General features: G+C 73.9%; 23 protein-coding genes. 14 read left to right on the forward strand and 9 right to left on the reverse strand.

The window, feature by feature from the left end; genetic code table 11:
- Window positions 1–147 precede the first annotated feature (147 nt).
- The 4 genes from TOK_RS21090 to TOK_RS21105 are packed head-to-tail and all read right to left on the reverse strand — an operon-like array spanning window position 148 to window position 4,478.
- Window positions 148–1,833 carry a ubiquinol-cytochrome c reductase cytochrome b subunit gene (locus tag TOK_RS21090; RefSeq protein ID WP_098959721.1) on the reverse strand — a complete coding sequence of 562 codons (1,686 nt, stop codon included), beginning with the start codon at window positions 1,831–1,833 and terminating at the stop codon, window positions 148–150.
- A complete protein-coding gene (locus TOK_RS21095; RefSeq protein ID WP_098959722.1) occupies window positions 1,830–2,966 on the reverse strand; it encodes a ubiquinol-cytochrome c reductase iron-sulfur subunit in 1,137 nt (378 codons plus the stop codon). The genes TOK_RS21090 and TOK_RS21095 overlap by 4 nt, the downstream gene beginning before the upstream one ends.
- A complete protein-coding gene (locus TOK_RS21100; RefSeq protein ID WP_098959723.1) occupies window positions 2,963–3,823 on the reverse strand; it encodes a c-type cytochrome in 861 nt (286 codons plus the stop codon). Before TOK_RS21100 ends, TOK_RS21095 begins: the two co-directional genes overlap by 4 nt.
- Window positions 3,824–3,875: 52 nt before the next feature.
- Window positions 3,876–4,478 (reverse strand): heme-copper oxidase subunit III, encoded by a 603-nt coding sequence (locus TOK_RS21105; protein WP_253258532.1) that lies wholly within the window; start codon window positions 4,476–4,478, stop codon window positions 3,876–3,878.
- Window positions 4,479–4,649: 171 nt separating this feature from the next.
- Here TOK_RS21105 and TOK_RS21110 point away from each other — a divergent pair, with 171 nt between their 5' ends.
- Together TOK_RS21110 and trpD are read left to right on the forward strand one after the other, a co-directional pair.
- On the forward strand, window positions 4,650–5,099 hold the full coding sequence (locus TOK_RS21110; RefSeq protein ID WP_098959772.1) for a response regulator: 450 nt from the start codon (window positions 4,650–4,652) through the stop codon (window positions 5,097–5,099).
- Window positions 5,092–6,186 (forward strand): anthranilate phosphoribosyltransferase, encoded by a 1,095-nt coding sequence (gene trpD, locus TOK_RS21115; RefSeq protein ID WP_098959724.1) that lies wholly within the window; start codon window positions 5,092–5,094, stop codon window positions 6,184–6,186. The genes TOK_RS21110 and trpD overlap by 8 nt, the downstream gene beginning before the upstream one ends.
- A gap of 102 nt (window positions 6,187–6,288) precedes the next feature.
- Here trpD and TOK_RS21120 read toward each other — a convergent pair whose 3' ends face one another.
- Together TOK_RS21120 and TOK_RS21125 are read right to left on the reverse strand one after the other, a co-directional pair.
- Window positions 6,289–6,567 carry an Lrp/AsnC family transcriptional regulator gene (locus TOK_RS21120; RefSeq protein WP_098959725.1) on the reverse strand — a complete coding sequence of 93 codons (279 nt, stop codon included), beginning with the start codon at window positions 6,565–6,567 and terminating at the stop codon, window positions 6,289–6,291.
- Window positions 6,568–6,638: 71 nt separating this feature from the next.
- Entirely contained in the window at window positions 6,639–8,399 is a 1,761-nt protein-coding gene (locus TOK_RS21125) for a DEDD exonuclease domain-containing protein (RefSeq protein WP_098959773.1), read from the reverse strand.
- A gap of 94 nt (window positions 8,400–8,493) precedes the next feature.
- On the opposite strand from TOK_RS21125, the gene TOK_RS21130 reads away from it, so the two are divergent.
- From TOK_RS21130 to TOK_RS21145, 3 genes are all read left to right on the forward strand, one after another.
- A complete protein-coding gene (locus TOK_RS21130; RefSeq protein WP_098959726.1) occupies window positions 8,494–9,873 on the forward strand; it encodes an NYN domain-containing protein in 1,380 nt (459 codons plus the stop codon).
- Window positions 9,874–10,557: 684 nt separating this feature from the next.
- Entirely contained in the window at window positions 10,558–11,739 is a 1,182-nt protein-coding gene (locus tag TOK_RS21140; protein ID WP_098959728.1) for an NlpC/P60 family protein, read from the forward strand.
- 209 nt (window positions 11,740–11,948) lie between these two features.
- Complete coding sequence (locus TOK_RS21145) at window positions 11,949–13,091, forward strand: glycosyltransferase family 4 protein (protein ID WP_098959729.1); 1,143 nt, start codon at window positions 11,949–11,951, stop codon at window positions 13,089–13,091.
- Window positions 13,092–13,101: 10 nt separating this feature from the next.
- Here TOK_RS21145 and TOK_RS21150 read toward each other — a convergent pair whose 3' ends face one another.
- On the reverse strand, window positions 13,102–14,913 hold the full coding sequence (locus TOK_RS21150) for a long-chain fatty acid--CoA ligase (protein WP_098959730.1): 1,812 nt from the start codon (window positions 14,911–14,913) through the stop codon (window positions 13,102–13,104).
- 139 nt (window positions 14,914–15,052) lie between these two features.
- Here TOK_RS21150 and TOK_RS21155 point away from each other — a divergent pair, with 139 nt between their 5' ends.
- The 6 genes from TOK_RS21155 to TOK_RS21180 are packed head-to-tail and all read left to right on the forward strand — an operon-like array spanning window position 15,053 to window position 19,429.
- Window positions 15,053–15,472 carry a polyketide cyclase / dehydrase and lipid transport gene (locus TOK_RS21155; RefSeq protein WP_098959731.1) on the forward strand — a complete coding sequence of 140 codons (420 nt, stop codon included), beginning with the start codon at window positions 15,053–15,055 and terminating at the stop codon, window positions 15,470–15,472.
- A 23-nt stretch (window positions 15,473–15,495) separates the two neighbouring features.
- Complete coding sequence (locus TOK_RS21160; RefSeq protein WP_098959732.1) at window positions 15,496–16,284, forward strand: metallophosphoesterase; 789 nt, start codon at window positions 15,496–15,498, stop codon at window positions 16,282–16,284.
- A gap of 35 nt (window positions 16,285–16,319) precedes the next feature.
- A complete protein-coding gene (locus tag TOK_RS21165; RefSeq protein WP_098959733.1) occupies window positions 16,320–16,757 on the forward strand; it encodes an SRPBCC family protein in 438 nt (145 codons plus the stop codon).
- Window positions 16,758–16,794: 37 nt separating this feature from the next.
- Window positions 16,795–18,045, forward strand: a complete 1,251-nt coding sequence (locus TOK_RS21170) for an ArsA family ATPase (RefSeq protein WP_098959734.1) — start codon at window positions 16,795–16,797, stop codon at window positions 18,043–18,045.
- Complete coding sequence (locus TOK_RS21175; RefSeq protein ID WP_098959735.1) at window positions 18,042–18,419, forward strand: hypothetical protein; 378 nt, start codon at window positions 18,042–18,044, stop codon at window positions 18,417–18,419. Before TOK_RS21170 ends, TOK_RS21175 begins: the two co-directional genes overlap by 4 nt.
- A 26-nt stretch (window positions 18,420–18,445) precedes the next feature.
- Window positions 18,446–19,429 carry an ROK family protein gene (locus tag TOK_RS21180; protein ID WP_098959774.1) on the forward strand — a complete coding sequence of 328 codons (984 nt, stop codon included), beginning with the start codon at window positions 18,446–18,448 and terminating at the stop codon, window positions 19,427–19,429.
- Window positions 19,430–19,453: 24 nt separating this feature from the next.
- On the opposite strand, the gene TOK_RS21185 is transcribed toward TOK_RS21180, so the two are convergent.
- Window positions 19,454–19,960 carry a hypothetical protein gene (locus TOK_RS21185; RefSeq protein WP_098959736.1) on the reverse strand — a complete coding sequence of 169 codons (507 nt, stop codon included), beginning with the start codon at window positions 19,958–19,960 and terminating at the stop codon, window positions 19,454–19,456.
- Window positions 19,961–20,232: 272 nt separating this feature from the next.
- On the opposite strand from TOK_RS21185, the gene TOK_RS21190 reads away from it, so the two are divergent.
- Window positions 20,233–20,949, forward strand: a complete 717-nt coding sequence (locus TOK_RS21190) for a 1-acyl-sn-glycerol-3-phosphate acyltransferase (RefSeq protein ID WP_098959737.1) — start codon at window positions 20,233–20,235, stop codon at window positions 20,947–20,949.
- A gap of 670 nt (window positions 20,950–21,619) precedes the next feature.
- Window positions 21,620–22,108, forward strand: a complete 489-nt coding sequence (locus TOK_RS21195) for a polyadenylate-specific 3'-exoribonuclease AS (RefSeq protein ID WP_098959738.1) — start codon at window positions 21,620–21,622, stop codon at window positions 22,106–22,108.
- A 54-nt stretch (window positions 22,109–22,162) separates the two neighbouring features.
- On the opposite strand, the gene TOK_RS32760 is transcribed toward TOK_RS21195, so the two are convergent.
- Window positions 22,163–22,306 (reverse strand): GPGG-motif small membrane protein, encoded by a 144-nt coding sequence (locus tag TOK_RS32760; protein WP_172457685.1) that lies wholly within the window; start codon window positions 22,304–22,306, stop codon window positions 22,163–22,165.
- A gap of 173 nt (window positions 22,307–22,479) precedes the next feature.
- Between TOK_RS32760 and TOK_RS21200 the strand changes: the two genes are divergently transcribed.
- Window positions 22,480–23,868: a class II 3-deoxy-7-phosphoheptulonate synthase gene (locus TOK_RS21200; RefSeq protein ID WP_098959739.1), complete on the forward strand. Its 1,389-nt coding sequence runs from the start codon at window positions 22,480–22,482 to the stop codon at window positions 23,866–23,868.
- The last annotated feature ends 80 nt before the right edge of the window (window positions 23,869–23,948 follow it).

Genomic DNA, 23,948 nt, shown 5'->3' on the forward strand with positions numbered 1-23,948 from the left:
TCGTCGTCCACCTCCGGCCGAACCCGGCACCGGACCGCTTCGACCATGGTCGGGACGCAACCCGGCGTCGACCCCGGCCGAGCCGCCCGGCAACGACGAAAGCCCCGCCCGGAATCCGGGCGGGGCCTTCGTCGTGGTCGTCGACCGTCAGTCGGTCGGGTCCTTCGGGCGGCCGGCGTCGGGACGACCGGCCAGGGCCGGTTCGTCGCGACGGGAGTTCGACCGCTCGACCTCGGCGTGGTGGGCCTCGGCGCGCGCCCTGTCCAGGGCCACGGTCTCCTCGATCGGGTCCGGGGTGAGCATCGAGCCGGCCACCGGCTGGCCCGCCGAGCCCAGCTGGTTCATCCGCTTGGGCACCGCAGCACCCTGGTAGGCCAGCGGGATGGCGTGTCCGTGCGAGTCCACACCGGCGAGAGGCTGGTGGACCTCGATGAACTCGCCGTGCGGCAGCCGCTTGATGATGCCGGTCTCGATGCCGTGCTCGAGGACCGCGCGGTCGGACCGCTGCAGGCCGATGCAGATGCGGTAGGTCACCCAGTACGCGATCGGCGGGACGAGCAGGGCGCCCATGCGTCCGGCCCAGGTCGTCGCGTTGAGGGAGACGTGGAAGAAGTAGGCGATCCAGTCGTTGATTCCGGAGAGCACCAGCCACGCGTAGAACGAGATCGCCATGACGCCCAGCGAGGTGCGGACCGGCGCGTCACGCGGGCGCTGCAGCAGGTTGTGCAGCGCGTTGTCCTTCGTGAAGCGCCGCTCCAGCGCCGGGTAGATGCCCGCGACGACGTACAGGATCGGGAGGAACGCGGCCGTGCCCCAGAAGGCGGCGGGGATCGTGTAGTTCCCCAGGTAGATCTCCCACGGCGGGAAGATTCGTGCCATGCCCTCGGTGAACAGCACGTACCAGTCGGGCTGCGACCCCGCCGAGATGTGCGCGGGGTCGTAGGGGCCGATGTTCCAGATCGGGTTGATCTGGAACAGGCCCGCCATGAGGCCGATGACACCGACGGTGACGGCGAAGAACGCGCCGCCCTTCGCCGCGAACGTCGGCAGGATGCGGACGCCGACGACGTTGTGCTCGGTGCGGCCGGGCCCGGGGAACTGGGTGTGCTTCTGGTACCAGACCAGGCCGACGTGCACGGCGATGAGCGCCAGCAGGATGCCCGGGATGATCAGCACGTGCGCGATGTAGAAGCGCGGGATGATCTCGGTGCCGGGAAACTCGCCGCCGAACAGCAGCCACTGCAGCCAGGTGCCGACGACCGGCGCGGTCATCGTGATGCCGGACATGATCCGCAGGCCGGTGCCCGACAGCAGGTCGTCGGGGAGCGAGTAGCCGGTGAGGCCCTCGAAGAAGCCCAGCAGGACCAGGACGACACCGATGATCCAGTTGGTCTCACGCGGCTTGCGGAACGCGCCGGTGAAGAACACCCGGAACATGTGGACGACCATCGCGGCCATGAACAGCAAGGCTGCCCAGTGGTGGACCTGGCGGACGAACAGCCCGCCGCGCACGTCCATCGAGATGGCGACCGAGCTCTCGAACGCCTTCGACATGTGGACGCCGCGCAGGTTGTCGAACGACCCGTTGTAGGTCGTCTCGGCCATCGACGGGTCGAAGAACAGCGCCAGGTACGTGCCCGAGAGCAGTAGGACGATGAAGCTGTAGAGCGCGATCTCGCCGAGCATGAACGACCAGTGCGTCGGGAAGACCTTGTTGAACTGCCTGCGCATCCCCGCTGCGGGGTGGAACCGCTGGTCGAGCTCGTCGAGAGCCTGACCGGCCTTTTCCTGCAGCCCGCTGGGCGAACTGGTGGGCGTCGTGATCGAGCTCATGATCTCCGCTCCCAGAATGCGGGGCCGACGGCTTCGTGGAAATCGCTCCTGGCTACGAAGTAGCCCTGCTCGTCGACCGTGATCGGCAGCTGCGGCAGCGCCCGGGTGGCAGGCCCGAACACGGGGCGAGCGTACTCGGTCGCGAGGAATTGCGACTGGTGACAAGGGCACAGGATGCGGTTGTCCTGCGCCTGGAAGAGCGAGGTGGGGCAGCCCAGGTGGGTGCAGATCTTCGAGAAGGCGTAGTAGTCGCCGTAGTTGAAGTCCTCCTGGCCGGCCCGCTTGACGACCTGGGTGCCGGGCCGCAGACGGATCAGCATGACCGGGGCGTCGGAGGCCTTCTGCGCGTGCAGCAGGGCTTCCTCGTCACCGCGCTCGCTCTCGCGGAAGGGGAAGACCGTCTGCATGGAGCCGGGCTCCATGTCCTCGGGACGGACCCGGCGGATGTCGTCGAGCTCGCCGGTGTCGGCGCGCAGGAAGACGGTCTCACCGTTCTCCGGCTTCCAGCCCGTCACCCACAGCGGGGAGTTCGGGCCGTCCTTCCACGGGTTGCGGATCATCGGCCCGATCGCCGCCACGCCGAGGCCGAGGCCGAACAGGCCTGCCGCCGCGCCCGCCGAGCGCTTGATCAGCGAGCGGCGCGCGATCGTGGTGTCGTTGCCCGCCGCGGCGAGCTGGGCGAGGACGGTCTTGCGCGCCACCGGGTCGGACGGGCCGTCGTGGCGCTGCTGGACCGAGACCTCGCTCGGGAAGAACTTCTTGACGTAGACGATCACGCCGATGCCCAGCGACAGGACCGCCAGGCCGAACGTGACACCGACGACCGGCGTGTACAGCGAGTACATCGTGTAGCCGGGGTCGGACGGGGGGACGTACTCGTGGGGCCAGGCGATGAACGCCACGACGAAGCACAGCGCCGCGAGTGCCGACAGCCCGAACCAGGCGGCGACGCCACGCTCGGCCCGCTTCTCCGCCCGGGTCCCGGGGACCGGGAACTTCGGGGCGTTGTGCTGGACCTCGACGTCGTCGAGCTCGCTGGCGAGCTGCGCGAGCTCGTCCTGGGACATGTCCTCGAGCTCGGCCTCGCTGGGGGAGCGGGTCACGCCGCCCTCACCCGTGGTCACGCCGCTCATTGCTTGGCCCCCAACCACATCGCGAAACCGACCAGCGCGGCGATGCCGACGATGAAGGCGATGACACCCTCGGACGTCGGGCCGATGCCGCCGAGACCAGAGCCACCCACGTCGTTGTTGCCGTCGGACACGGACTTGACGAAGGCGATGATGTCCTCCTTCTCCTCGGGCGCGAGCTGCGCGTCGGAGAACTTGGGCATGTTCTGCGGGCCGGTGAGCATGGCCGCGTAGATCTGGGACTCGGAGGCCGGGTCCAGCGACGGGGCGTACTTGCCGGACGACAGCGCGCCGCCGCGGCCCGTGAAGTTGTGGCACGACGCGCAGTTGAGGCGGAACAGCTCGCCGCCGCGTGCCGGGTCGCCGCCGCGGAGCGCCTCGCCGGTGGCCGCGGGCATCGTGGGGCCGCCGCCGTTCGCCTGGACGAACGCGCCGATCGCCGACAGGTTGTCCTGACCCTCCTGAGTGTGGGGGTCGAACGTCGCCGTCGGAGGCTTGCGTGTGGCCTGGGCCTCCTGGCGGGCCAGGGGCATCCGGCCGGACGAGACCTGGAAGTAGACGGCCGCGTCGCCCACGCCGACCAGGCTCGGGCCGCGGTCCGTGACTCCCTGCAGGTTCGAGCCGTGGCACGAGATGCAGGCGTTGTTGTACAGGTCCTGGCCCTTGGCGATGGTCGCCGCGTCGGCCGTCTGGGCCACCGCCGTCTGCGGCGTCGGCTGCACGACGGAGTAGAGGGCGCCGACCGACAGCAGCCCGATTCCCAGCGCTAGCGCTCCGGCCAGCCGGCGCCGCACCTTGCCGTGCGGTCGTCGGCCGCGGCGGGACCGCGGCTCAGGTGGTGTGGTGGTCGTGGATTCCATCGTCGGCGTTGTCCAACCCTCGCGTCGAGTTCGGGGCGCTTGCGAAGCAGGCCTAGCGGATGAAGTAGATGACGGCGAACAGACCGACCCACACCACGTCGACGAAGTGCCAGTAGTACGACACGACGATCGCCGCGGTGGCCTGCGCCGGGGTGAACTTGGAGAGCCTGGTGCGGATGAGCAGGTACACGAACGCCACGAGACCACCGGTCACGTGCAGTGCGTGGAAGCCCGTCGCGAGGTAGAAGACGGTGCCGTACGCGCTCGAGGCGAGCGTCGTGTGGTGCTCCTCGACCAGGACCCGGTACTCGTTGGCCTGACCGAGCACGAAGATCGCGCCCATGATCAGGGTGAGCGTGTACCAGCGGCGCAGGCCGAAGACGTCGCCGCGCTCGGCCGCGAACACGCCGAACTGGCACGTGAACGACGACGCGACGAGGACGATCGTCACGACGAGGGCGTACGGGACGTTGAGCTCCGTCGGCGGTGGCGGCCACTCACCGACGTTCTGCGCGCGCGCCGTGAAGTAGATGGAGAACAGCCCGGCGAAGAACATCAGCTCGCTGGACAGCCAGACGATGGTGCCGATGCTGACCAGGTTCGGGCGGTTCAGCGAGTGGATCCGCGCGCTGATGTTGGGGGCGGCTGTCGTCACCCGGGCATTATGACCCCACCCGAACTTCTACAGCCTGTCGGGGGACCAGGGATTCACGTCACTCCTCGTCAGGCGCAACGCCCGGCGCGGCGCCGGGGTTCCCGGGTGCGCCCGCGGTGCCGATCACCGCGCGCGCCGGAGGATGTGACAGCGCCCATTACGATGACGCGCGTGACCAGCCCCGCGCCCCGCAACGCCGGAGCGGCCTCCGAGCCGCACAGCCCCCTCCACGTCCTGGTGTTCAGCCACCGTCCCGAGGTCCGGGAGGGCATCGTGACGGCGGTCGGCCGTCGCCCCGCCCCCGATCTCGGGCGTGTCACCTACACCGAGGTGGGCACGATCGCCGACGTCCTCGCCGCGGCCGACGCGGGCTCGCAGGACCTCTTGATCCTCGACGGGGAGGCGCAGCCGACCGGCGGCATGGGGCTGTCGCGGCAGCTCAAGAACGAGATCACCGACTGCCCGCCCATCATGATCACGGTCCGCCGCCGTGACGACCGCTGGCTGGCCACGTGGTCGCAGGCCGACGCCGTGCTCGTGCACCCGCTCGACCCGCTCACCGCCGCCGAGACCGTCGCCGACGTCCTGCGGCGCACCGCGGGCGTCGCCGTTCGTGGCTGACGTGGCGGCAGGTGCGGCGACCCCGACCCCGACCGACGGCAGGACCTGGCCGAAGGTGCTCGCGAGCCTCATCGCGGGCCGTGACCTCGACACCGCCGACACCGCCTGGGTGATGGACCGCGCGCTCTCGGAGGACGCCACGCCGGCCCAGCTGGCCGGGTTCCTGGTCGGGCTGCGCGCCAAGGGCGAGACCGCGGCCGAGGTCGCGGGTCTCGCCGAGGCGATGCTCGCCCGCGCGCCGCGGGTCACGGTCACCGGGCGGGCGGTCGACATCGTCGGCACCGGTGGTGACCAGGCGCACACCGTCAACATCTCCACGATGGCGGCGGTCGTCGTCGCGGCCGCGGGGGTGCCCGTGGTCAAGCACGGCAACCGGGCGGCGACGTCGAAGTGCGGCGCGGCGGACCTGCTGCAGGAGGTCGGGGTGGCCATCGCGCTGCCCGCGGCGGGCGTCGAGGCGTGCGTCGCCGAGGTCGGGATCGGGTTCTGCTTCGCACCCGTCTTCCACCCGGCGATGCGGCACACCTCCGGCCCGCGCGCCGAGCTCGGCGTGCCGACGGCGATGAACCTGCTCGGCCCGCTCACCAACCCGGCACAGCCGTCGGCGGGGCTCGTGGGCTGCGCCGACGGAAGGCTCGCCCCCGTCCTCGCGCAGATCTTCGCCTCACGCGGCCAGTCTGTCCTGGTCGTGCGTGGTGACGACGGGCTCGACGAGATCACGACGACGACCCGGTCGACGGTCTGGGTCGCAGGAGACGGCCGGGTCCGCGAGGCGAGCGTCGACCCGTCCGCCCTGGACATCGACCCGGCCACGCGGGAGGACCTGCGTGGCGGGGACGCCGCCTTCAACGCCGGCGCCTGCCATGCCCTGCTCGCGGGCAAGCAGGGGCCGGTCCGTGACGCCGTCCTGCTCAATGCCGCCGGCGCCCTGGTCGCCGCCGACGGCGTGTCCGGGACCGGCGACACGCCCGACCTGACCGGGCAGCTGCGCGACGCGCTCGAGCGGGTGGCCGCGGCCGTCGACTCCGGCGCGGCCGCCGACCTGCTGGCCCGCTGGGTCACGGTCTCGACGCGGCTGGCCGCCTGACCGGGCTGTCGTCGTGTGACGGCTCCACCCGGGGCCGTCACACGACAGGGCCACGAAGCCGGGTCACGACGCCGGGTCGCATGGCGGGGTCACACCGGGTGGTCACTCCATGCCGGCGCTGAAGATCGCGTCGTTCTCCGTGCTGGAGTAGGAGCGGAACGCGATGTGGGTGTCGGTGCGCACCACGCCCGCGACCTTGCTCAGCCGGCCCGCGATGACCTCCGCGAGCTCCTCGTGCGCGCCGACCTTGACGACCGCGATGAGGTCGACGTCACCCGCGCACGAGTAGACCTGGCTGACCCCGTCGAGGTCGGCGATCGCCTGCGCGGTCTCGGGGATCCGGTCGGCGGCGGTGTGCACCATGACGATCGCGGTGATCACGGTTGCCCTCCTCGGGGACGTCGGGGCGGTCCGCGACACCCGACGACACGGGCGGCGACCGGGACCGAACACTAGCCGAGGGTGATCTCCGAGGGACTGCCGAGCGGCACCGGCCGGGCTCGGCGCGCCCAGTCCTCCCACGCGGCCGCGCCATGGGCCGGTTCGGACCAGGACGGATCGCTGTACACCAGGCGGGTCCCACCCGTGGTGAGCCAGCGGCGCACCAGGTTCACCTCCTCCGCCCAGGCCCCGGACAGCGGCCCGTCGGCGGGCAGGATCGTCTGCGCGGACCGGCGCAGCGACTCCACGACCGGCATCGGTGGCGTGCCCCGGCGGGCGACGTCGGCCGCCGCGAGCCGTCCGTGGCGCACGACGGCCAGCTCCCAGCCGCCCCGCCCGTCGGGCCGCGCGCCCACCACCTCCGGCAGCGCCGCCAGCGCGGCGAGCTGCTGGGACCGTGCGAGCGCCGACGCCAGCGCGGCCAGCCGGTCGCGGTCGCGCGCCGCCGACTCGAACCGCTCGGCCACCGACAGCCGCTCGATCCGGTCGGCCAGGGTGCGCAGCGGTGCGTCGTCGGCGCCGTCGACGAGGCTGCGCAGCGCGCGCACCCCGGGGGCGTACTCGTCGATGCTCTGCAGCCCCGCGCACGGCGCCCGGCACCTGTCCAGCTCGTGGAGGACGCACGGGCTCGCCGCGGGGGAGCGGGCCGGGATGCGCTGGGTGCAGCTGCGGATCGGCAGCGCGTCGAGCAACGTCTCCACCGCGTCGGTCGCGCCCCGGCGGGACCCGAACGGGCCCAGCGCCGGCCCGCGCGGCGCCGTCACGACCGACAGCCGCGGGAACGCCTCCTCGGTCGGTGCGACCCACCACACGCGGCCCGGGTTGCGCGAGCGCCGGTTGTACCGGGGACGGTGCGTGGCGATCAGCCGCAGCTCCCGCACCCCGGCCTCGAGCGCGTGCGCGCACACCACAGTGTCGACGCGCTCGGCCAGCTCCACCATCTCCCGCACGCGCCGACGTCGCTCGCCCGCAGTGAAGTAGCTGCGGACCCGGCGCCGCAGGTCGCCGCTCGTGCCGACGTAGAGCACCTCGTCGCGGGGCCCCCGGAACAGGTACACCCCGGCCGCCGACGGCACGTCGCGCGCCAGGGTCCGCCGCCTGCGGACGCGTTCGGGCGGGCGGTGCGCCGACGCCTCCCGCGACATCGACAGCAGCTCCTCCAGGCTCTGCACCCCGAGGTTGCCGATGCGTTCGAGGAGGTGGTGGAGCACCTCGACGGTGGCGCGCGCATCGGCCAGCGCGCGGTGCGTCGGCTGTGTCGACGTGCCGAACAGCCGGGCCAGCGCACCGAGGCGCACGCTCGGGGCCTCCGCGTGGCTGAGCACCACCCTGGCCAGCCGTGCCGTGCACAGGACCGGCGGGCGCGGCCACGGCCGGTCGTGGCGCTCGCACGCGGCCCGCAGGAACCCGGCGTCGAACGGCGCGTTGTGCGCGACGAGGACCGCCCCGCCCAGGAACTCCAGCAGCGTGGGCAGCACCTCGTTCAGGCGGGGCGCGCCCGTCACCATTGCGGTGGTGATACCGGTGAGCGCCACGATGTTGGGCGGCAGCCGCCCCGTTCCCGGGTCGACCAGCGTGGCCAGCTCGCCGACGACCTCGCCGCCGCGGACCTTGACCGCCCCCACCTCGGTGATCGAGTCGTTGCGGGCCGAGCCGCCGGTGGTCTCCAGGTCGAGCACGACGAACGTCACGTCGCGCAGCGGGGTGCCCAGCTCGTCGAACGACAGCTGCGCGAGTGCGCCGGGACGTGCGGATCCGGGGGGAGCGGACACGCCGCGGACGGTAACCGTGGGCACCGACAGGATCGCCCTCGTGCCCGCTGCGTGGCGGTCGCGGCTGCCGGGCACAGGCGGATAACCTGGTCCGATGTCCGCGGAGGAAAGACCGGCCGGGCGCGCACCCGCGCCCGCCGCGGACGACCCGCGCCCGGAACCGGTCGAGCCCGCCTCCCCGGAAGGTGAGGTCGTGTCCGGCCCGGCCGACTGGGACCGCCTCCCCGATCCCGTCCGCGGCAGGCTCGCCGAGCTCGCCGCGGTCGCCGTCGCCGGCCTGCCCGACGCCGACGTCCCGCACCGGCTGCGCCGCTTCGCCCGGTTCACCCCCGCCAAACGGGCCCGGCTCGGTGGGCAGGCGCTGGTGCACGAGCTGCGGCGGTCCGCCGCCTTCCGCGCCGCCGTGCTGGCCTGGTGCCACGAGCACCACCCCGCGGCCGCCGACGCCGACGACCCGCTGGGTGCCGCCGCGCTCGCCCTCCTCGGCAACGCACCGGACGCCGCGGCGCTCGTCGCTCGCGCCGCCCGCCGCGGGGAGGCGGGCGAGCTGCGCGCCGAGCTGGACGCCGCGCTCTCGCGGGCCGACAAGCTGAGCGCGGAGCTCGAACGGATGCGGGCCGAGCTGGCGGAGGCCCGCGAGGAGGCCCGGACCGCGGGCCAGGCCCGCGACGCGGAGTTCGCCCAGCTGCGCCGCCGCGTCGGGGAGCAGGGCGCGCGGCTGCGTTCGGCCACCGACGCGCTCGACGTCGCCGCGGCCGACGTGGAGGCCGTCCGCAGCCAGGCCCGTCAGGAGCTGGCCGTGATCGTCGCCGAACGCGACCGCGAACGGGTCCGCGCCGACCGGGAGCGGGCCCGCGCCGACCGGGCCGCAGCGCAGGTGGCCGCGGCCCGGCAGGCGGCGCGCGAGGCCCGGCAGGCCGACGAGGTGCGCCTGGAGCTGCTCGTCGAGACGCTGGGCGGGGCCGTCGCCGGCCTGCGCCGCGAGCTGGCCATCGGCGGGGGCGGCCCGCGCCCGGCCGACCTCGTCGCCGGTGCCGGTGCCGTGCGGCCCGGCGCGCCCGTCGACGACCTCGCCGCCCTCGACGCGCTGCTCACCGTGCCCGCCGTGCACCTGGTCGTCGACGGCTACAACGTCAGCAAGACCGGCTACCCGGACCTGCCGCTGGCCGACCAGCGCACCCGCCTCGTCCGTCAGCTCGCCGCCCTCGCCGCCCGCACCGGGATAGAGGTGACCGTCGTGTTCGACGGCGCCGGCGTCGTCGCCGCGGCGACCCGCGGCTCCCGCGGGGTGCGCGTGCTGTTCAGCGACGCCGGGGTGCTGGCCGACGACGTCATCCGCGCGCTCGTCGCGGCGGAGCCCGAGGGCCGGCCGGTGCTGGTGGCGACGTCGGACCGGGCCGTCGTCGAGTCGGTCCGCCGGCGCGGCGCGCACGCTCTGCCCTCGGCGGTGCTGCTCGCGCGGCTGCGCGGCTGAGCGCGCCCGTCCCGGCGCCCCCGGCACGGTCAGGCCGTCTCCGTCGGCGCGGAACTGTCGGTGCGCTGCCCTAGCGTCCGCACCGTCCGAACGACGACGGTGAGGGGAGGCCAGGATGATCATCGACTGTGACACCTGCGCGGTGCGGGGTGACGCCTGCGGCGACTGTGTCGTGGGCGTTCTGCTGGGTGTGCCGGACCCGGCGACACGCCCGGCCGGTGTGCCGCCCGGCGCGTCAGTCGTGCAGCTCGACGCTCCGGAGACGCGCGCCATCGAGGTCCTCGCCGATCAGGGGCTCGTCCCGCGGTTGCGCCTGGTGTCGACACGGCCTCCGCAGGCACCATGGATCCCCGAATCCGGGGACCCTTCCCGCAACGCAGGGTGACGGCGCGCCGGGTACTCCGCGACGCGCCGAACGCTGTGTCCCCTGTGGGTGAGCTGCGCACGGCGACGCGCCGACACACCCCGGTGATGGATCACCGGCGGCGCTGTTCGTAATCTCCCCGCGACCTCGCGAACGGTCTGCGGCTCATCCGGAGCGCAGGCGCGGGGTCACCGCACCGCTCCCCGCAGTGCTCGTGACTGTGGAGAACGCGCGGTCCGCGAGGAGAGGGGCACGTCCGCGTGGTGGCGCCTCGACGCAGCGGTGACGGCAGCGACGACAGCGACTACGGAGCCCGAGCGGTGCCGCGTCCACGCCGGCGCGGCGCCCGTCGGCAGGCCTCCCGCTCGGTGACGGTCGTCCTCGTCGGCGCCATCGCCGGAGCCGGACTGACCGCTGTCGTGACCACCGAGGCCGTCGCGGACCCTGCCCCGCCGCTGCCCCCGGGGGTGACGGTGCCGTTCGTGCCGCCCGTCGGGTCGGCCCTCCCGCTCGCCCCGCCCCCACCCGCAGTACCCCCACCCGCGGTCCCGGTGCCGACGGTCCCGCCGCCCCCGACCGACGCCGCGCAGGCCCGCGACCAGTACCAACAGGCTCAGCGTGAGGCCGAGGCCCTCACCGAGCAGTGGCACGCCGCCACCGACGCCCACGACACCGCCGAAGCCGAGGCCGACACCGCCCGCACGGCCGTCGAGCCCGCGCAGGAGGCCGCGGCCAGAGCCGAGGCCGACGAGGAGCAGTACCGCGGCCAGCTCGACGTCCTCGCCATGGCCACCTTCGAGAACGGCCGCCTCGACCAGTTCGACGCCCTGCTGTCCAGCACGTCCCCGCAGAACTTCCTCGATCAGATGTCGGCGCTGGAGTCGCTGAGCGCGGAGCACCGCGTGCAGCTGGAGGAGTTCGAGGCGAAGGTCGCCGCCGCCCGCAAGGCCCGCGCCGACGCCGATGCCGCTGTCGCGAGGGCCCAGCAGGCGGCCGACGACGCGCAGCGCTCCGCCGACGACATCGAGACCCGCAAGGCCGCCGCCGACGACCGCATCGCCGACGTCGAGCGGATGATCTCGCGCCTGAGCCCCGCGGAGCGGGCGAAGCTGCGCAGCCCGGACGAGGGAGCCCCGATCGGGGTGGTCCTGGGAAGCGGCATCGGGGCCGAGGCGCTGGCCATGGCCGCCACGAAGCTCGGCCGGCCGTACGTGTGGGGCGCGTCCGGACCCAGCAGCTTCGACTGCTCCGGGCTGACGTCGTGGGCGTTCAAGCAGGTCGGCATGACGCTGCCCCGGTCGAGCAGCGCGCAGTCGCAGGTCGGGACCCCGGTGTCGTGGAACGACCTGCGGCCCGGTGACCTCGTCTTCTACTACTCGCCCGTCAGCCATGTCGGCATCTATGCGGGCGGCGGCAAGATGATCAACGCTCCGGAGTCGGGCGACGTCGTGAAGTACCAGACCGTGTCCCGGTCGGCCTTCAGCGGCGCGCGCCGGCTCTGATCCCGGCGCGGCCGGGCCCCGACCCGGCCGCGCCATGGGACGGCCGCTCCCCAGCGGAGGGGGCGGCGGCCGGGACCCGGCCGCCGCCCCGTAGCCGCCGACCCACCCGCCTGAACGAACGGCACAGTTGCGCAACTGTGCCGTTCGTTCGGGAGGGCGCCGGGGGGTGGGCCTCGTGCGAGCGGAGGGTGTCGGTAGCTTCACCGGCCGTGGCCCGCACGTTGCTCGTGACGAACGACTTCCCGCCCCGAGCCGGCGGCATCCAGACCTACCTGCAGGCCCTCGCCGACCGGCTGCCCCCGGGCGAGCTGGCCGTCTACGCCCCCGCCTGGGAGGGCGCGTCCGCGTTCGACGCCCGCCTCGGCTACCCCGTGCACCGGCACCCGACGTCGCTGATGCTGCCCACCCCCGACGTGGTCCGCCGCGCGGCCGATCTGGCGCGCGGGCACGGCGCGGAGACGGTGTGGTTCGGTGCGGCGGCCCCGCTGGCGCTGCTCGGGGCGGGGCTGCGGGAGCGGGCCGGCGTCCGCCGCGTCGTGGCGAGCACCCACGGTCACGAGGTGGGCTGGTCGATGCTGCCCGGGGCGCGGCAGGCGTTGCGCCGCATCGGCGACGGCTCCGACGTCCTCACCGTCGTGTCCCGGTACACGCGGGGGCGGGTGGCGGCGGCGTTCGGACCGCGGGCGGTGCTGGAGCACCTCCCGCCGGGCATCGACGCCGACGTCTTCCGCCCGGACCCGGCGGCGCGGGCGACCCTGCGGGCCCGCTACGGGCTGGGGGAGGCGCCGGTCGTCGCGTGTGTGTCGCGGCTGGTGGCCCGCAAGGGCCAGGACATGCTGGTCCGCGCCCTGCCGGCGCTGCGGCAACGGGCGCCCGGCACCCGGCTCCTGCTCGTCGGCTCGGGCCCCGACGAGCAGCGGCTGCGCCGGCTCGCGGCCGACGTGGGCGTCGCGGGACAGGTCGTGTTCACCGGTGCGGTCCCGGCCGACGAGCTGGCCCCCCACCAGGCGGTCGCCGACGTGTTCTCCCTCCCGTGCCGTACCCGCGGCCGCGGCCTGGACGTCGAGGGCCTGGGCATCGTGCTGCTGGAGGCGTCGGCCTCGGGGGTGCCGGTCATCGCGGGGGACTCCGGTGGGGCCCCGGAGACGGTCCGCGAGGGTGTGACCGGCCACGTGGTCGACGGGCGTGACCTGGACGCGCTGGTCGGTGCCGTCGGCGGGCTGCTGGGCGACCCGGCTCGCGCGGCCCGGATGGGCGCAGCGGGCCGGGAGTGGATGCTCACCGACTGGACGTGGGACGCGGGCGTCGCGCGGCTGCGGCACTTCCTGGCGGGGACCCCGGTGGCAGGCTGATCCCTGCAGGTCAGGCTGGCTGGTGGGTGCCCTGGTAGATGCCGGCGATGACGTCGGCATGGTTGGCGGCGACGACGTTGCGCTTCACCTTCATCGTCGGCGTCAGCTCACCGGTGGCCTCGGTGAAGTCGCCGGGCAGGATGCGGAACTCCCGGATCTGCTCGGCGCGGGACACGGCCTTGTTGGCGTCGGCGACGGCGGCGGCGATCTCGGCGTGCAGGTCGGGATCGTCGACGAGGTCGGCCGCGGTGACGCCGGCGGGCTTGCCGGTGCGCTCCGCCCAGGCGGGCAGGACCTCGGGGTCGATCGTCACGAGCGCGGCGATGAACGGCTGCGCGTCACCGACGACCATGCACTGCCCGACCAGCGGATGGGCGCGCAGGCGGTCCTCCAGCACCGCAGGGGCGACGTTCTTGCCGCCGGCGGTGACGATGATCTCCTTCTTGCGGCCGGTGATGCGCAGGTAGCCGTCGTCGTCGAGCTCTCCGATGTCGCCGCTGTGGAACCAGCCGTCCGCGACGGCCTCGGCCGTCGCGGTGGGGTTCTTCCAGTACCGCTCGAAGACGATGCTGCCCGCGAGCAGGATCTCGCCGTCGTCGGCGATCTTCACCGACTGCCCGGGCACCGGTCGCCCGACGCTGCCGACGCGCTGCGCGGTCAGCCCGTTGACGGTGATCCCGGCGGAGGTCTCGGTGAGGCCATAGCCCTCGAGGACCGGCAGGCCGACGCCACGGAAGAAGTGCCCCAGGCGTTCGCCGAGGGGCGCGCTGCCCGAGACCGCGCCGACGACCCGGCCGCCGACGGCCGCGCGCAGCTTGCCGTAGACCAGCTTGTCGAACACGGCGTGCTTGAGCCTGAGGACGAGGCCGGGGCCGCCGGTGTCGAGGGCGCGGCTCCAGGCGACGGCGGTGGCGTCGGCGACGTCGAAGATCGCGCCCTTGCCTTCGGCGTGGGCCTTCTGCCGGGCGCCGTTGTAGACCTTCTCGAACACGCGGGGGACCGCGAGCAGGAACGTCGGCCGGAACGAGGCGAGGTCGGCGAGGAGGTCCTTGACGTCGGGGGTGTGCCCGATCGTGGTGCGGCTGGCGATCGCGCCGCACTGGATGACCTTGCCGAAGACGTGCGCCAGCGGCAGGAACAACAGCACGGAGCCGTCGACGTTGAGCAGCTCGACCAGGACCTGCCGGGTGCTGTGGACCTCCGAGACGAGGTTGCGGTGCGTCAGCTCGACACCCTTGGGCCGGCCCGTGGTGCCGGAGGTGTAGATCAGCGTGGCCAGGTCGTCGGCTCCGACGGCCTCGTGGCGGGCGCGGACGTCGTCGTCGGACACGTCGGCGCCCAGCGTGGTGAGCGCGTCGACGGCGCCGTCACCCGACGCCGGCTCGATCGTCCACACCTTGGCGAACCCGGGGACGGCCTCGGCGACGAGCCCCGCGTGTTTGTCGGACTCGACCACGGCCGCGACGGCACCGGAGTCGGACAGGATCCAGGCGATCTGCTCGGCCGAGGACGTCTCGTAGATCGGCACCGTGACCGCGCCGGCGGACAGGATCGCGTAGTCGAACAGGGTCCACTCGTAGCGGGTGCGCGACAGCAGCACGACCCGGTCGCCCGCCTCGATCCCGGCGGCGAGGAGCCCCCGTGCGACCGCTCTGACCTGCGCGCCGAACTCGGCACCGGTGACGTCGCGCCAGATGCCGGCCGCGTCGGTGCGGCGGATCAGTACCGCCGCCGGATGGTGGCGCTCGGCTTCGATGACAGGGTCGAGCAGGGTCTCCCGCGGCCCGACCTCGACCGTCGTGGGCACGCTGTACTCGCGCACGTCGCAACCTCCTGTGCCACACCGGTGGGGTGAACGTTCGTCCGAAATCTATCGTGATCGACGGCGGTACCGCACCGTCGCGGCCGGGCCCGGCGTGGCCCGCCCGGTCCGCCACCCACGAACGGGGGAACCTCGCACGATGCCGACGGTCGACGTGATGGACGAGACGTTCCTCGTCGTCGCCCGCCCACGCCTCGCGGCGATCTTCGCCGATCCGGCCGGCTGGACGCGGTTGTGGCCCGACCTGCGGTTGAGCGCCGTCACCGACCGCGGCGACCTGGGGATCCGGTGGACCGTGTCGGGCGCGCTCGTCGGCAGCATGGAGGTGTGGCTCGAGGAGGTGCTCGACGGCACCGTCCTGCACTACTTCCTGCGTGCCGACGCCGCCGGTCCGGACGGCGCGCCGGTGCCGCTGACGCCGCTGCGCGCGGCCGCGGAGTCGCGCAGGCGCCACCACGACGCGAAGCGGCTGGCGCTCGCCCTCAAGCGGTCCCTGGAGAACGGCCGGGCCCCGGGCGAACCCCCGCCGCGCGGTCCGGGTGGCCCCGGGACCCGGTGACCGGCGTCTGTAGCGTCGCAGGCATGCGCGTGCACGTGGTCTCCGACGTCCACGGCAACGTCGAGGGCCTCGCCCGGGCGGGCGACGGCGCCGACGCGCTCGTCGTCCTCGGCGATCTCGTCGACTTCATCGACTACGGCGACCCTGCGGGCGGGATCGTCGGCACCGTCCTGGGTGCGCAGGTCAGCACCCGGCTCGCGGAGCTGCGCCGCACGGGCGACCGGAACGCGTTGCGCGCGTACGCGACCACGGCGTGGGCGGCCGTCGGCGACCCGCGGGCGCTCGTGGAGGAGGCGATCTCCGAGCAGTACGCGCGGATGTTCGCCGTGCTGTCCGCGCCGACGTGGGCGATCCCGGGCAACGTCGACGTGCCGCACCTGTGGCCCACGCACGCCGGGCCGGAGGTGGCGCTCGTCGACGGCAGGGTCGCCGAGATCGGCGGGCTGCGGTTCGGGTTCGTCGGCGGGGCGCCGCTGCCGCCCGGGGTGCCGTTGCGCGGGGGCCCGGCGTGGCGGCCGAACCTGGTGTCGTGGGAGGACTACGAGGCGGTCGTCGACGGGTTCTCCGGCGTCGACGTGCTGTGCAGCCACGTGCCGCCGGCGATCCCGGAGCTCGCCTACGACGTCGTCACCCGGGGTCCGGAGGCGGCGGGCCCCGGCCTGGTGGAGCTGATCGACCGCGACCGGCCGCGGGCCGCGCTGTCGGGTCACGTCCATCAGCCGTTGTCCCGGCGGGTGCGGCGCGGGCGCACCGAGTGTGTGAACGTCGGCTACTTCCGTCGCGACCCGGTGCCGTACGTGCTGCGGTGGTGACGGTCCCGGCCGCGTCGGGGCGGTAACCTCCGCGCATGGCCGACGCGACCACCTCCTCGATCTCGATCGCCGCGGACCCGCAGCGGGTGATGGCGGTCATCGCCGACTTCGAGGCGTACCCGAAGTGGGCGGAGCAGATGAAGACGGTGGAGATCCTCGACGAGGGTGCCGACGGCCGTGCCCGCCGCGTGCGGTTCTCCATGGACGCCGGGCCCATCAAGGACTCCTACACCCTCGACTACGACTGGGGCCCCGACGGCAACTCGGTCAGCTGGAACCTGGTCAAGGGCCAGATGCAGAAGGCGCAGAACGGGTCCTACGTGCTGGAGGGCGACGCCGCGTCGACGACGGTCACCTACACCCTCGCCGTGGACCTCACCATCCCGATGATCGGCATGCTGCGCCGCAAGGCCGAGAAGGTCATCATCGACACGGCCCTCAAGGGTCTGAAGCGCCGCGTCGAACAGGGCTGAGCAGCCCCGTCGCGCCGGCCGCGGCTACGCTCGCCGGATGCGGGTCGTGCTGTTCACCGGCAAGGGCGGGGTCGGGAAGACCACCCTGTCCGCGGCCACCGCCGCCCGGCTGGCGAGGTCGGGGCGCAAGACGCTGGTCGTGTCGACGGACCCGGCGCACTCCCTGGGCGACGCGCTGGAGGCCGACCTCGACGGCGAGCCGCGGGAGCTGCCGGGCGTCGGCGGGCTGTACGCGGCGCACGTCGACACCCGGGTACTGCTCGACGGCGCCTGGGGCACGCTGCAGGGGCACCTGCGGGCGCTGCTGGCCGGGATCGGTGTCGACGAGATCCTCGCCGACGAGCTGACCGTGCTGCCCGGCGTCGACGACCTGCTCGCGCTGTCGGAGGTGCGCAGGCTGGCCGAGACGGGTCTGTGGGAGGTCGTGGTCGTCGACTGCGGCCCGACGGCGGAGACGTTGCGGCTGCTCGCGCTGCCGGAGGCGCTGGCCGGCTACCTGGAACGGCTGTTCCCGGCACACCGCCGGGCCGTCCGCGGCATGCTCGCGGGGCTGGCCGGGCGGGGCGCGGCCGACTCCGCCGCGCGGCTCGACCGCACCGTCGACGCCCTCGACGCACTCGCCGAGCAGCTCGGCGGCCTCGCGGGCCTGATCGCCGACCCGGCGCGCAGCAGCGTCCGGCTCGTGCTGACCCCGGAGCGGGTCGTCGCCGCCGAGACCCGGCGCACTCTCACCGCCCTTGCGCTGCACGGCATCCGCGTCGACGGGCTGGTCGCCAACCGGGTCGTGCCGGCGCCGCCGCCGTCGCTGCGCGGGCCCGCGGCGGCATGGCTGCGGGAACGCCACGCCGAGCAGCGTGCTGTTCTCGACGAGCTCGTCGCCGGCGCCGACGGTGCGGGTGTGCGCGTGGTCGGGCACACCGCCGCGGAGCCGACGGGGGTGACGGCGCTGCTGGAGCTGGCCGACGACCTCTACGGCGACGCCGACCCCGTGCCGCCGCCGGGGCCCGCGACGCCCGCGCTCACGGTGCGCCGCACCGCGGGGGAGGGCACCGCGCTCGACTCCGAGTTCGTGATGGACCTCCGCCTTCCCGGCGCCGACGCCGGGCCGCTGGACCTGGTCCGGGTCGGCGACGAGCTGGTGGTCACCGTCGGGTTCGCGCGGCGTCCGGTGACGTTGCCGTCGGTGCTGCGCCGCTGCGCGGTCGTCGACGCCCGCCTCGAGGGGACCGGCGACGCCGCGGTGCTGTGTGTGACGTTCCGGCCCGACCCTGCGGCGTGGATGCGATGAGCGACGGAACCCGCCCTGCCGGGGACTCCTGCGACGGGCACCCCGGTGTCGGCGGCGAGGCCCGCACGCTGCTCGCCGGGCTGATCGACCGGCTGCAGCCGGCGCTGGACCGCCTCGCCACCGCCCCGCCCGGCGCCGACCGGACCACACCCGCGGCCTGCGCCTCCTGCCCGGTCTGTGCGGTCATCGCCGTGCTCCGCGGTGAGCGCCCCGAGCTCGCCGCCCAGCTCGCCGAGCACGCGTCAGGGCTGCTCACGGTGCTGCGCGCCGCCCTCGACGAGGGCGCCGGCGCCGCACCGGCCGCTGGAACCGCCGCCGCGTCCGACCCGTCGCCGCGCCCCCCGGCGCAACGCATCACCGTGACCCGCGGATGAGCGCCGGACCCGCCGTCGACGAACAGCTGCTGGCGGTCGGTGTCGACGTGGGCGGCACCAGTGTCCGGGCGGGCGTCGTCGACGCCGAGGGCCAGGTGCTCGACACCGTCCGCGCCCCCACTCCGGTCGGTGAGGAGGCGCTGGAGGAGACGATCGCGGGCGTCGTCCGCGAGCTCGCCCGCCGCCACCCCGTGCAGGCCGCGGGCCTCGCCCTGGCCGGGTTCATCGCCCCCGACCGCGACACCGTCCGCTACGCGCCGCACCTGTCGTGGCGCGACGCCCCCGTCGCGACCCGGGTCGGTGCCCGGCTGGGCCTGCCGACCGTCGTCGAGCACGACGCGAACGCCGCCGCACTGGCCGAGCGACGGTTCGGCGCGGCTGCGGGCACGTCGACGGCCGTGTTCATCGCGCTGGGCACCGGGATCGGTGCGGCCCTGCTGATCGGCGGCGAGCTGTTCCGCGGCGCGCACGGCGTCGCACCCGAGCTGGGCCACCTGCGGGTGGTGCCCGACGGGCGGCCCTGCCCGTGCGGGAAACGTGGCTGCTGGGAGCGCTACTGCAGTGGCACCGCGCTCGCGACGACGGCGCTGGAGCTGCTGGGCGCCGATCGTTCAGGCGGGTCGATACTGGCCCGCGACGCCGCCGCCGATCCCGGCCGGATCAGCGGCCAGCGTGTCGCGGCGGCGGCCCGGGAGGGCGACCGCGTCGCCCGCCGCGCGATGGCCGACCTCGGCCACTGGCTGGGGGAGGGCCTCGCGCTGGTCGCCGACGTGTTCGACCCGGAGGTGGTCGTCGTCGGCGGCGGGGTGTCGGGGTCGGCGCCGCTGTTCCTCGACGCCGCCCGCGAGCACTACGCGCGCATCGTGACCGGGGCAGGACACCGGCCGCTGGCTCGGATCCGGACGGCCCAGCTCGGCGAGGCCGCCGCCGTGGTGGGCGCAGCGCAGCTCGCGCGGGAAGCCGTCACGGCGTCGGACGCCTCGCAGCGCGCGGACGTCGCACGCTCTTGACCTGCAGGAACGATGCCGGCACGGTCAGAGGACGGCGCCGTCGTCGTCCTCGTCGGGGTCGCCGTCGGCCGGTGTGGGCCACAGCCGCAGCACCAGCCAGCCCAGGCCGGCGGCCAGCGACAGCAGGCCCAGAGGCAGCCCGTAGACCGACGACATGCCCAGCACGCTCGGCGCGACCACGAGCAGCAGACCCAGCGCGAGCAGCGCGATACCGACGATCGCGGGCGGGCCGAGCCGCGGCAGTGGTGGCGGCTCCGGCGGGACGAAGTGCTCGTCGGGCTCGTCGGCGTCGGACGGTTCGTCGGACGTGGGGCGCGCGATGCCGCGTGCGGGCGTCGGCTCCTCGTCGCGAGGGCCGTCCGGGCGCGGCGGGGCGGGCGCCGCGGCGGGCGTGGCGATCTCGTCGGGCCACTGCGGGACCGGGCCCTCGCTGCGCCACGCGGCGACGATCCGGTCGAACTCGTCGATCGCCCGGTCCGGGTCGGGGCCACCGGTGCCGGGGCCGCCCCGATCGTCGGGATCGTGGTTCAACCGGCACCTCCCGTGGTCGTCCGGACCCGGCTGGGGTCCGGGGCGACGAAGTCCCGACCATCCTGACACGTCGGGCGTGGAAAAGGCCCGCCCCGACCGCATCGAGACCGCTCGGCGTCCGAATCGTCCTGAACAGGTGCATCCACGTCCGGGGCGGCGGCGGTGCCGGACGCCCCACGCCCACCGTCGTGAACCCGTGGGCCCCATCCGGTGGCGGGTGTGGTGGGGCGTCCGTAGGCTGTGCGGCGTCGAGCGGAGGGGAGCCCGCCCCGGTGTTGTACTGGTGGTCGAAGTTCGTACTGCTCGGGCCGTTGATGAGGCTGCTGTGCCGACCCACGATCGAAGGGCTGGAGAACGTCCCGGAGAGGGGCGGCGCGATTCTCGCGAGCAACCACCTCGCCGTCGTCGACTCGTTCTTCCTGCCGCTGCTCGTCCCGCGCCGGATCACGTTCCTGGCCAAACGCGAGTACTTCACCGAGCCCGGCCTGATCGGCTTCCTCAAGAAGCAGTTCTTCACCGGGGTCGGTCAGGTGCCGGTCGACCGCTCCGGCGGGTCCGCGGCCCAGGACGCCATGGACACCGCGGTGCGGCTGCTGCGTGAGGACAAGCTGCTGGGCATCTACCCGGAGGGCACCCGTTCGCCCGACGGGCGGCTCTACAAGGGCAAGACCGGAGTCGCGCGGATGGCGCTGGAGGCAGGCGTCCCCGTCGTCCCCGTCGCGATGATCGGCACCGACAAGGTCAACCCGATCGGCTCGCGCATGTGGAAGCCGCACCACGTCCACATCAAGGTGGGCGAGCCGCTCGACTTCTCGCGCTACGCCGGGATGGCGGGCGACCGGTTCATCGAACGGTCGATGACCGACGAGATCATGTACTCGCTCATGGAGCTGTCCGGGCAGACCTACGTCGACCTCTACGCGGCGTCGGTCAAGGAGAAGGCCGCGGCCGAGGCAGCCGACCGCGTGCCCGGTACCAAGGCCGGATGATCAGCGATCCTCGCCGACGGTCGCCACGTCTCGGTCGTCGCCGAGTCGGCAACCGGTGAGCTGTTGTGCCACAGGGGGATGAGCGCCGTCACGGCGGGCGACGTCGTCGCCGACTCCGGCCAGCGGTGAGGTTGCCGCCGCCCGCGGGCACCACGTGTTCACCCGCACCAAGCTGTTCCTGATGGACCGGGCCCGCGGCGAGGGCCTGCGCGGCATGTGCTCCGTTCCACCGCCGCGGCGTCGACGCCGTCTGCCTCGACCAGCCGGTCACCGACCCCGCGACGGCAACCGTCGCCACCACCTCGAGGCCCTCGGGGTGTCGTACGCGGACATCTTCCCCAAGCCGCGCCGACGGCGACGTGCTGCGGATGCAGTCCCTGAACCGGGTGCGCATCGCGGCCGACGACGTCGTCGTCGCCTCCGACTACGGCCGCGACCTGCTCGACTACGTGCTCCCCGACCTGGCCGCAGGCTCCCGGGCCCGACCGTCGGCGGTGTCGCGGGCCGCCCCGGGCCGGGTGCGCCTGCCGGGTGGTCCGTACGCTCACCTGCGGCCCGGCGGCCGCGGGCGGGAGCCCGTGTCGGCGTCCGGGTGGTGTCGCCGGCCGCAGCGGTCCGGCGGGGTAGCGGGGGCGCGTGATCGCCCCTGGGCAGCACGAACAGGGACAGGATGCGGTTCTTCTACGACTGCGAGTTCATCGAGGACGGCACGACGATCGATCTCGTGTCCATCGGTGTGGTGGGGGAGGACGGCCGCGAGTTCTACGCCGTCTCCACGGAGTTCGACCCGGGCCGGGCGGGGGCGTGGGTACGTGCCAACGTGCTGCCCAAGCTGCCGTCGCCCGCCGACGCGGCGTGGCGGTCGCGGGCCGCGATCCGATCGGACCTGCTGGCGTTCCTCACCGGAGCGCCCGGTGACGTCGAGCTGTGGGCGTGGATCGCCGCCTACGACCACGTCGTGCTGTGTCAGCTGTGGGGAGCGATGCCGGCGTTGCCGCGGGCCCTGCCGCGGTTCACCCGCGAGCTGCGCCAGCGGTGGGAGGACGCGGGACGTCCGCCGCTGCCACCGCCGTCGTCGGACGCCCACGACGCGCTGGCCGACGCCCGGCTCAACGCGCGGCGCTGGGAGGCCATCGAGTCGGCGGTCGCGGCCCGCTGAGCGCGGGCCGCGACCGCCCCTCGGATCAGGGGAGTCGGGCCGGGGGTTCCGAGGTCAGGTGAAGATGCTCACGCCGCCGGGGCCGACGAGCAGCCCGACGATGATCAGCACGATGCCCCACAACAGCTGACGACGCAGGATCGCCACGATGCCGGCGATGACCAGGACGACAGCCAGGATCCACAGAAGAGTTGCCATGCAGGGGGAGTACACCGGGGGTCCGATGTGGAATCGGTCCGTCCGGGTGACGTCGGCGTCCGGACGGACCAGCCGGCGCCCGGTCCGGGCGTCCGAACGGCCGCCCGGGCCGTCGTCCGTGAGGGGTCGGGCCGCGCGGCGCCCGGGTTCGGCGACGGCCTAACCTGGCGGGTGTGAACTGGTCGGTCGACGCCCCCGTCGAAGTGCTGCCCGAGCTGCCGCCGCTGCCCGCGGACCTGCGGACCCGTCTCGACGAGGCGCTGGCGCGCCCCGCGGCGCAGCAGCCCGACTGGCCCGACGCCGAGCAGGTCGCGCACGTGCGCACGGTGCTGGAGAGCGTGCCGCCCGTCACGCTGCCCGCCGAGGTCGACCGGCTGCACGAGCGGCTGGCCGACGTCGCCAATGGCCGCGCGTTCCTGCTGCAGGGCGGCGACTGCGCGGAGACGTTCGTCGACAACACCGAGCCGCACATCCGGGCGACCATCCGGACGCTGCTGCAGATGGCCATCGTGCTCACCTACGGCGCGTCGCTGCCGGTGGTGAAGCTCGGGCGCATCGCCGGCCAGTACGCCAAGCCACGCAGCAGCCCGACCGACGCGCTGGGCCTGCCGTCCTACCGCGGCGACATCGTCAACTCGATCGTCGCCGACCCGGTCGCCCGCATCCCCGACCCGTCACGCATGGTCCGGGCGTACGCCAACGCCAGCGCCGCGATGAACCTCGTGCGCGCGCTGACCGCGACCGGCATGGCCGACCTGACGATGGTGCACGACTGGAACAAGGACTTCGTCCGCACCTCGCCCGCCGGGGAGCGCTACGAGGCGCTGGCCGGCGAGATCGGCCGGGCGCTGCAGTTCATGGACGCGTGCGGCGTCGAGGACTACCGCATGCACACCACCGAGTTCTACGCCTCCCACGAGGCGCTGCTCGTCGACTACGAGCGGGCCATGCTGCGGCTCGACACCCGCAGCGGGACCCCGAAGCTCTACGACCTGTCCGCGCACTTCGTCTGGATCGGTGAGCGCACCCGCCAGCTCGACGGCGCGCACGTCGCCCTCTTCGAGCTGCTGGCCAACCCGATCGGTCTCAAGATCGGCCCGACGACGACGCCGGAGCAGGCCGTCGAGTACGTCGAGCGGCTCGACCCGCACGGCGTCCCCGGCCGGCTGACGCTGGTCAGCCGCATGGGCAACGGCAAGGTCCGCGACGTGCTGGCGCCCATCGTCGAGAAGGTCGAGGCGTCCGGGCACAAGGTCATCTGGCAGTGCGACCCGATGCACGGCAACACCCACGAGTCCACCACCGGCTACAAGACGCGTCATTTCGACCGGATCGTCGACGAGGTGCAGGGCTTCTTCGAGGTGCACCGCGGCCTGGGCACACACCCGGGCGGCATCCACGTCGAGGTCACCGGCGAGGACGTCACCGAGTGCCTGGGTGGGGCGCAGGAGATCTCCGACGCCGACCTGTCGGGCCGCTACGAGACGGCGTGCGACCCGCGGCTGAACACACAGCAGTCCTTGGAGCTGGCGTTCCTCGTGGCGGAGATGCTGCGCGGCTGAGTCCGGAGAATCCTGCCCGGACGACGATCCGGGCTCGGAAGACGGGTCAGGGCTCGACGCCTGTCAGGGCTCGGACGACG

Origin of the sequence: Pseudonocardia sp. N23, assembly GCF_002583555.1 — a bacterium.
Taxonomy (GTDB): Bacteria; Actinomycetota; Actinomycetes; order Mycobacteriales; family Pseudonocardiaceae; genus Pseudonocardia.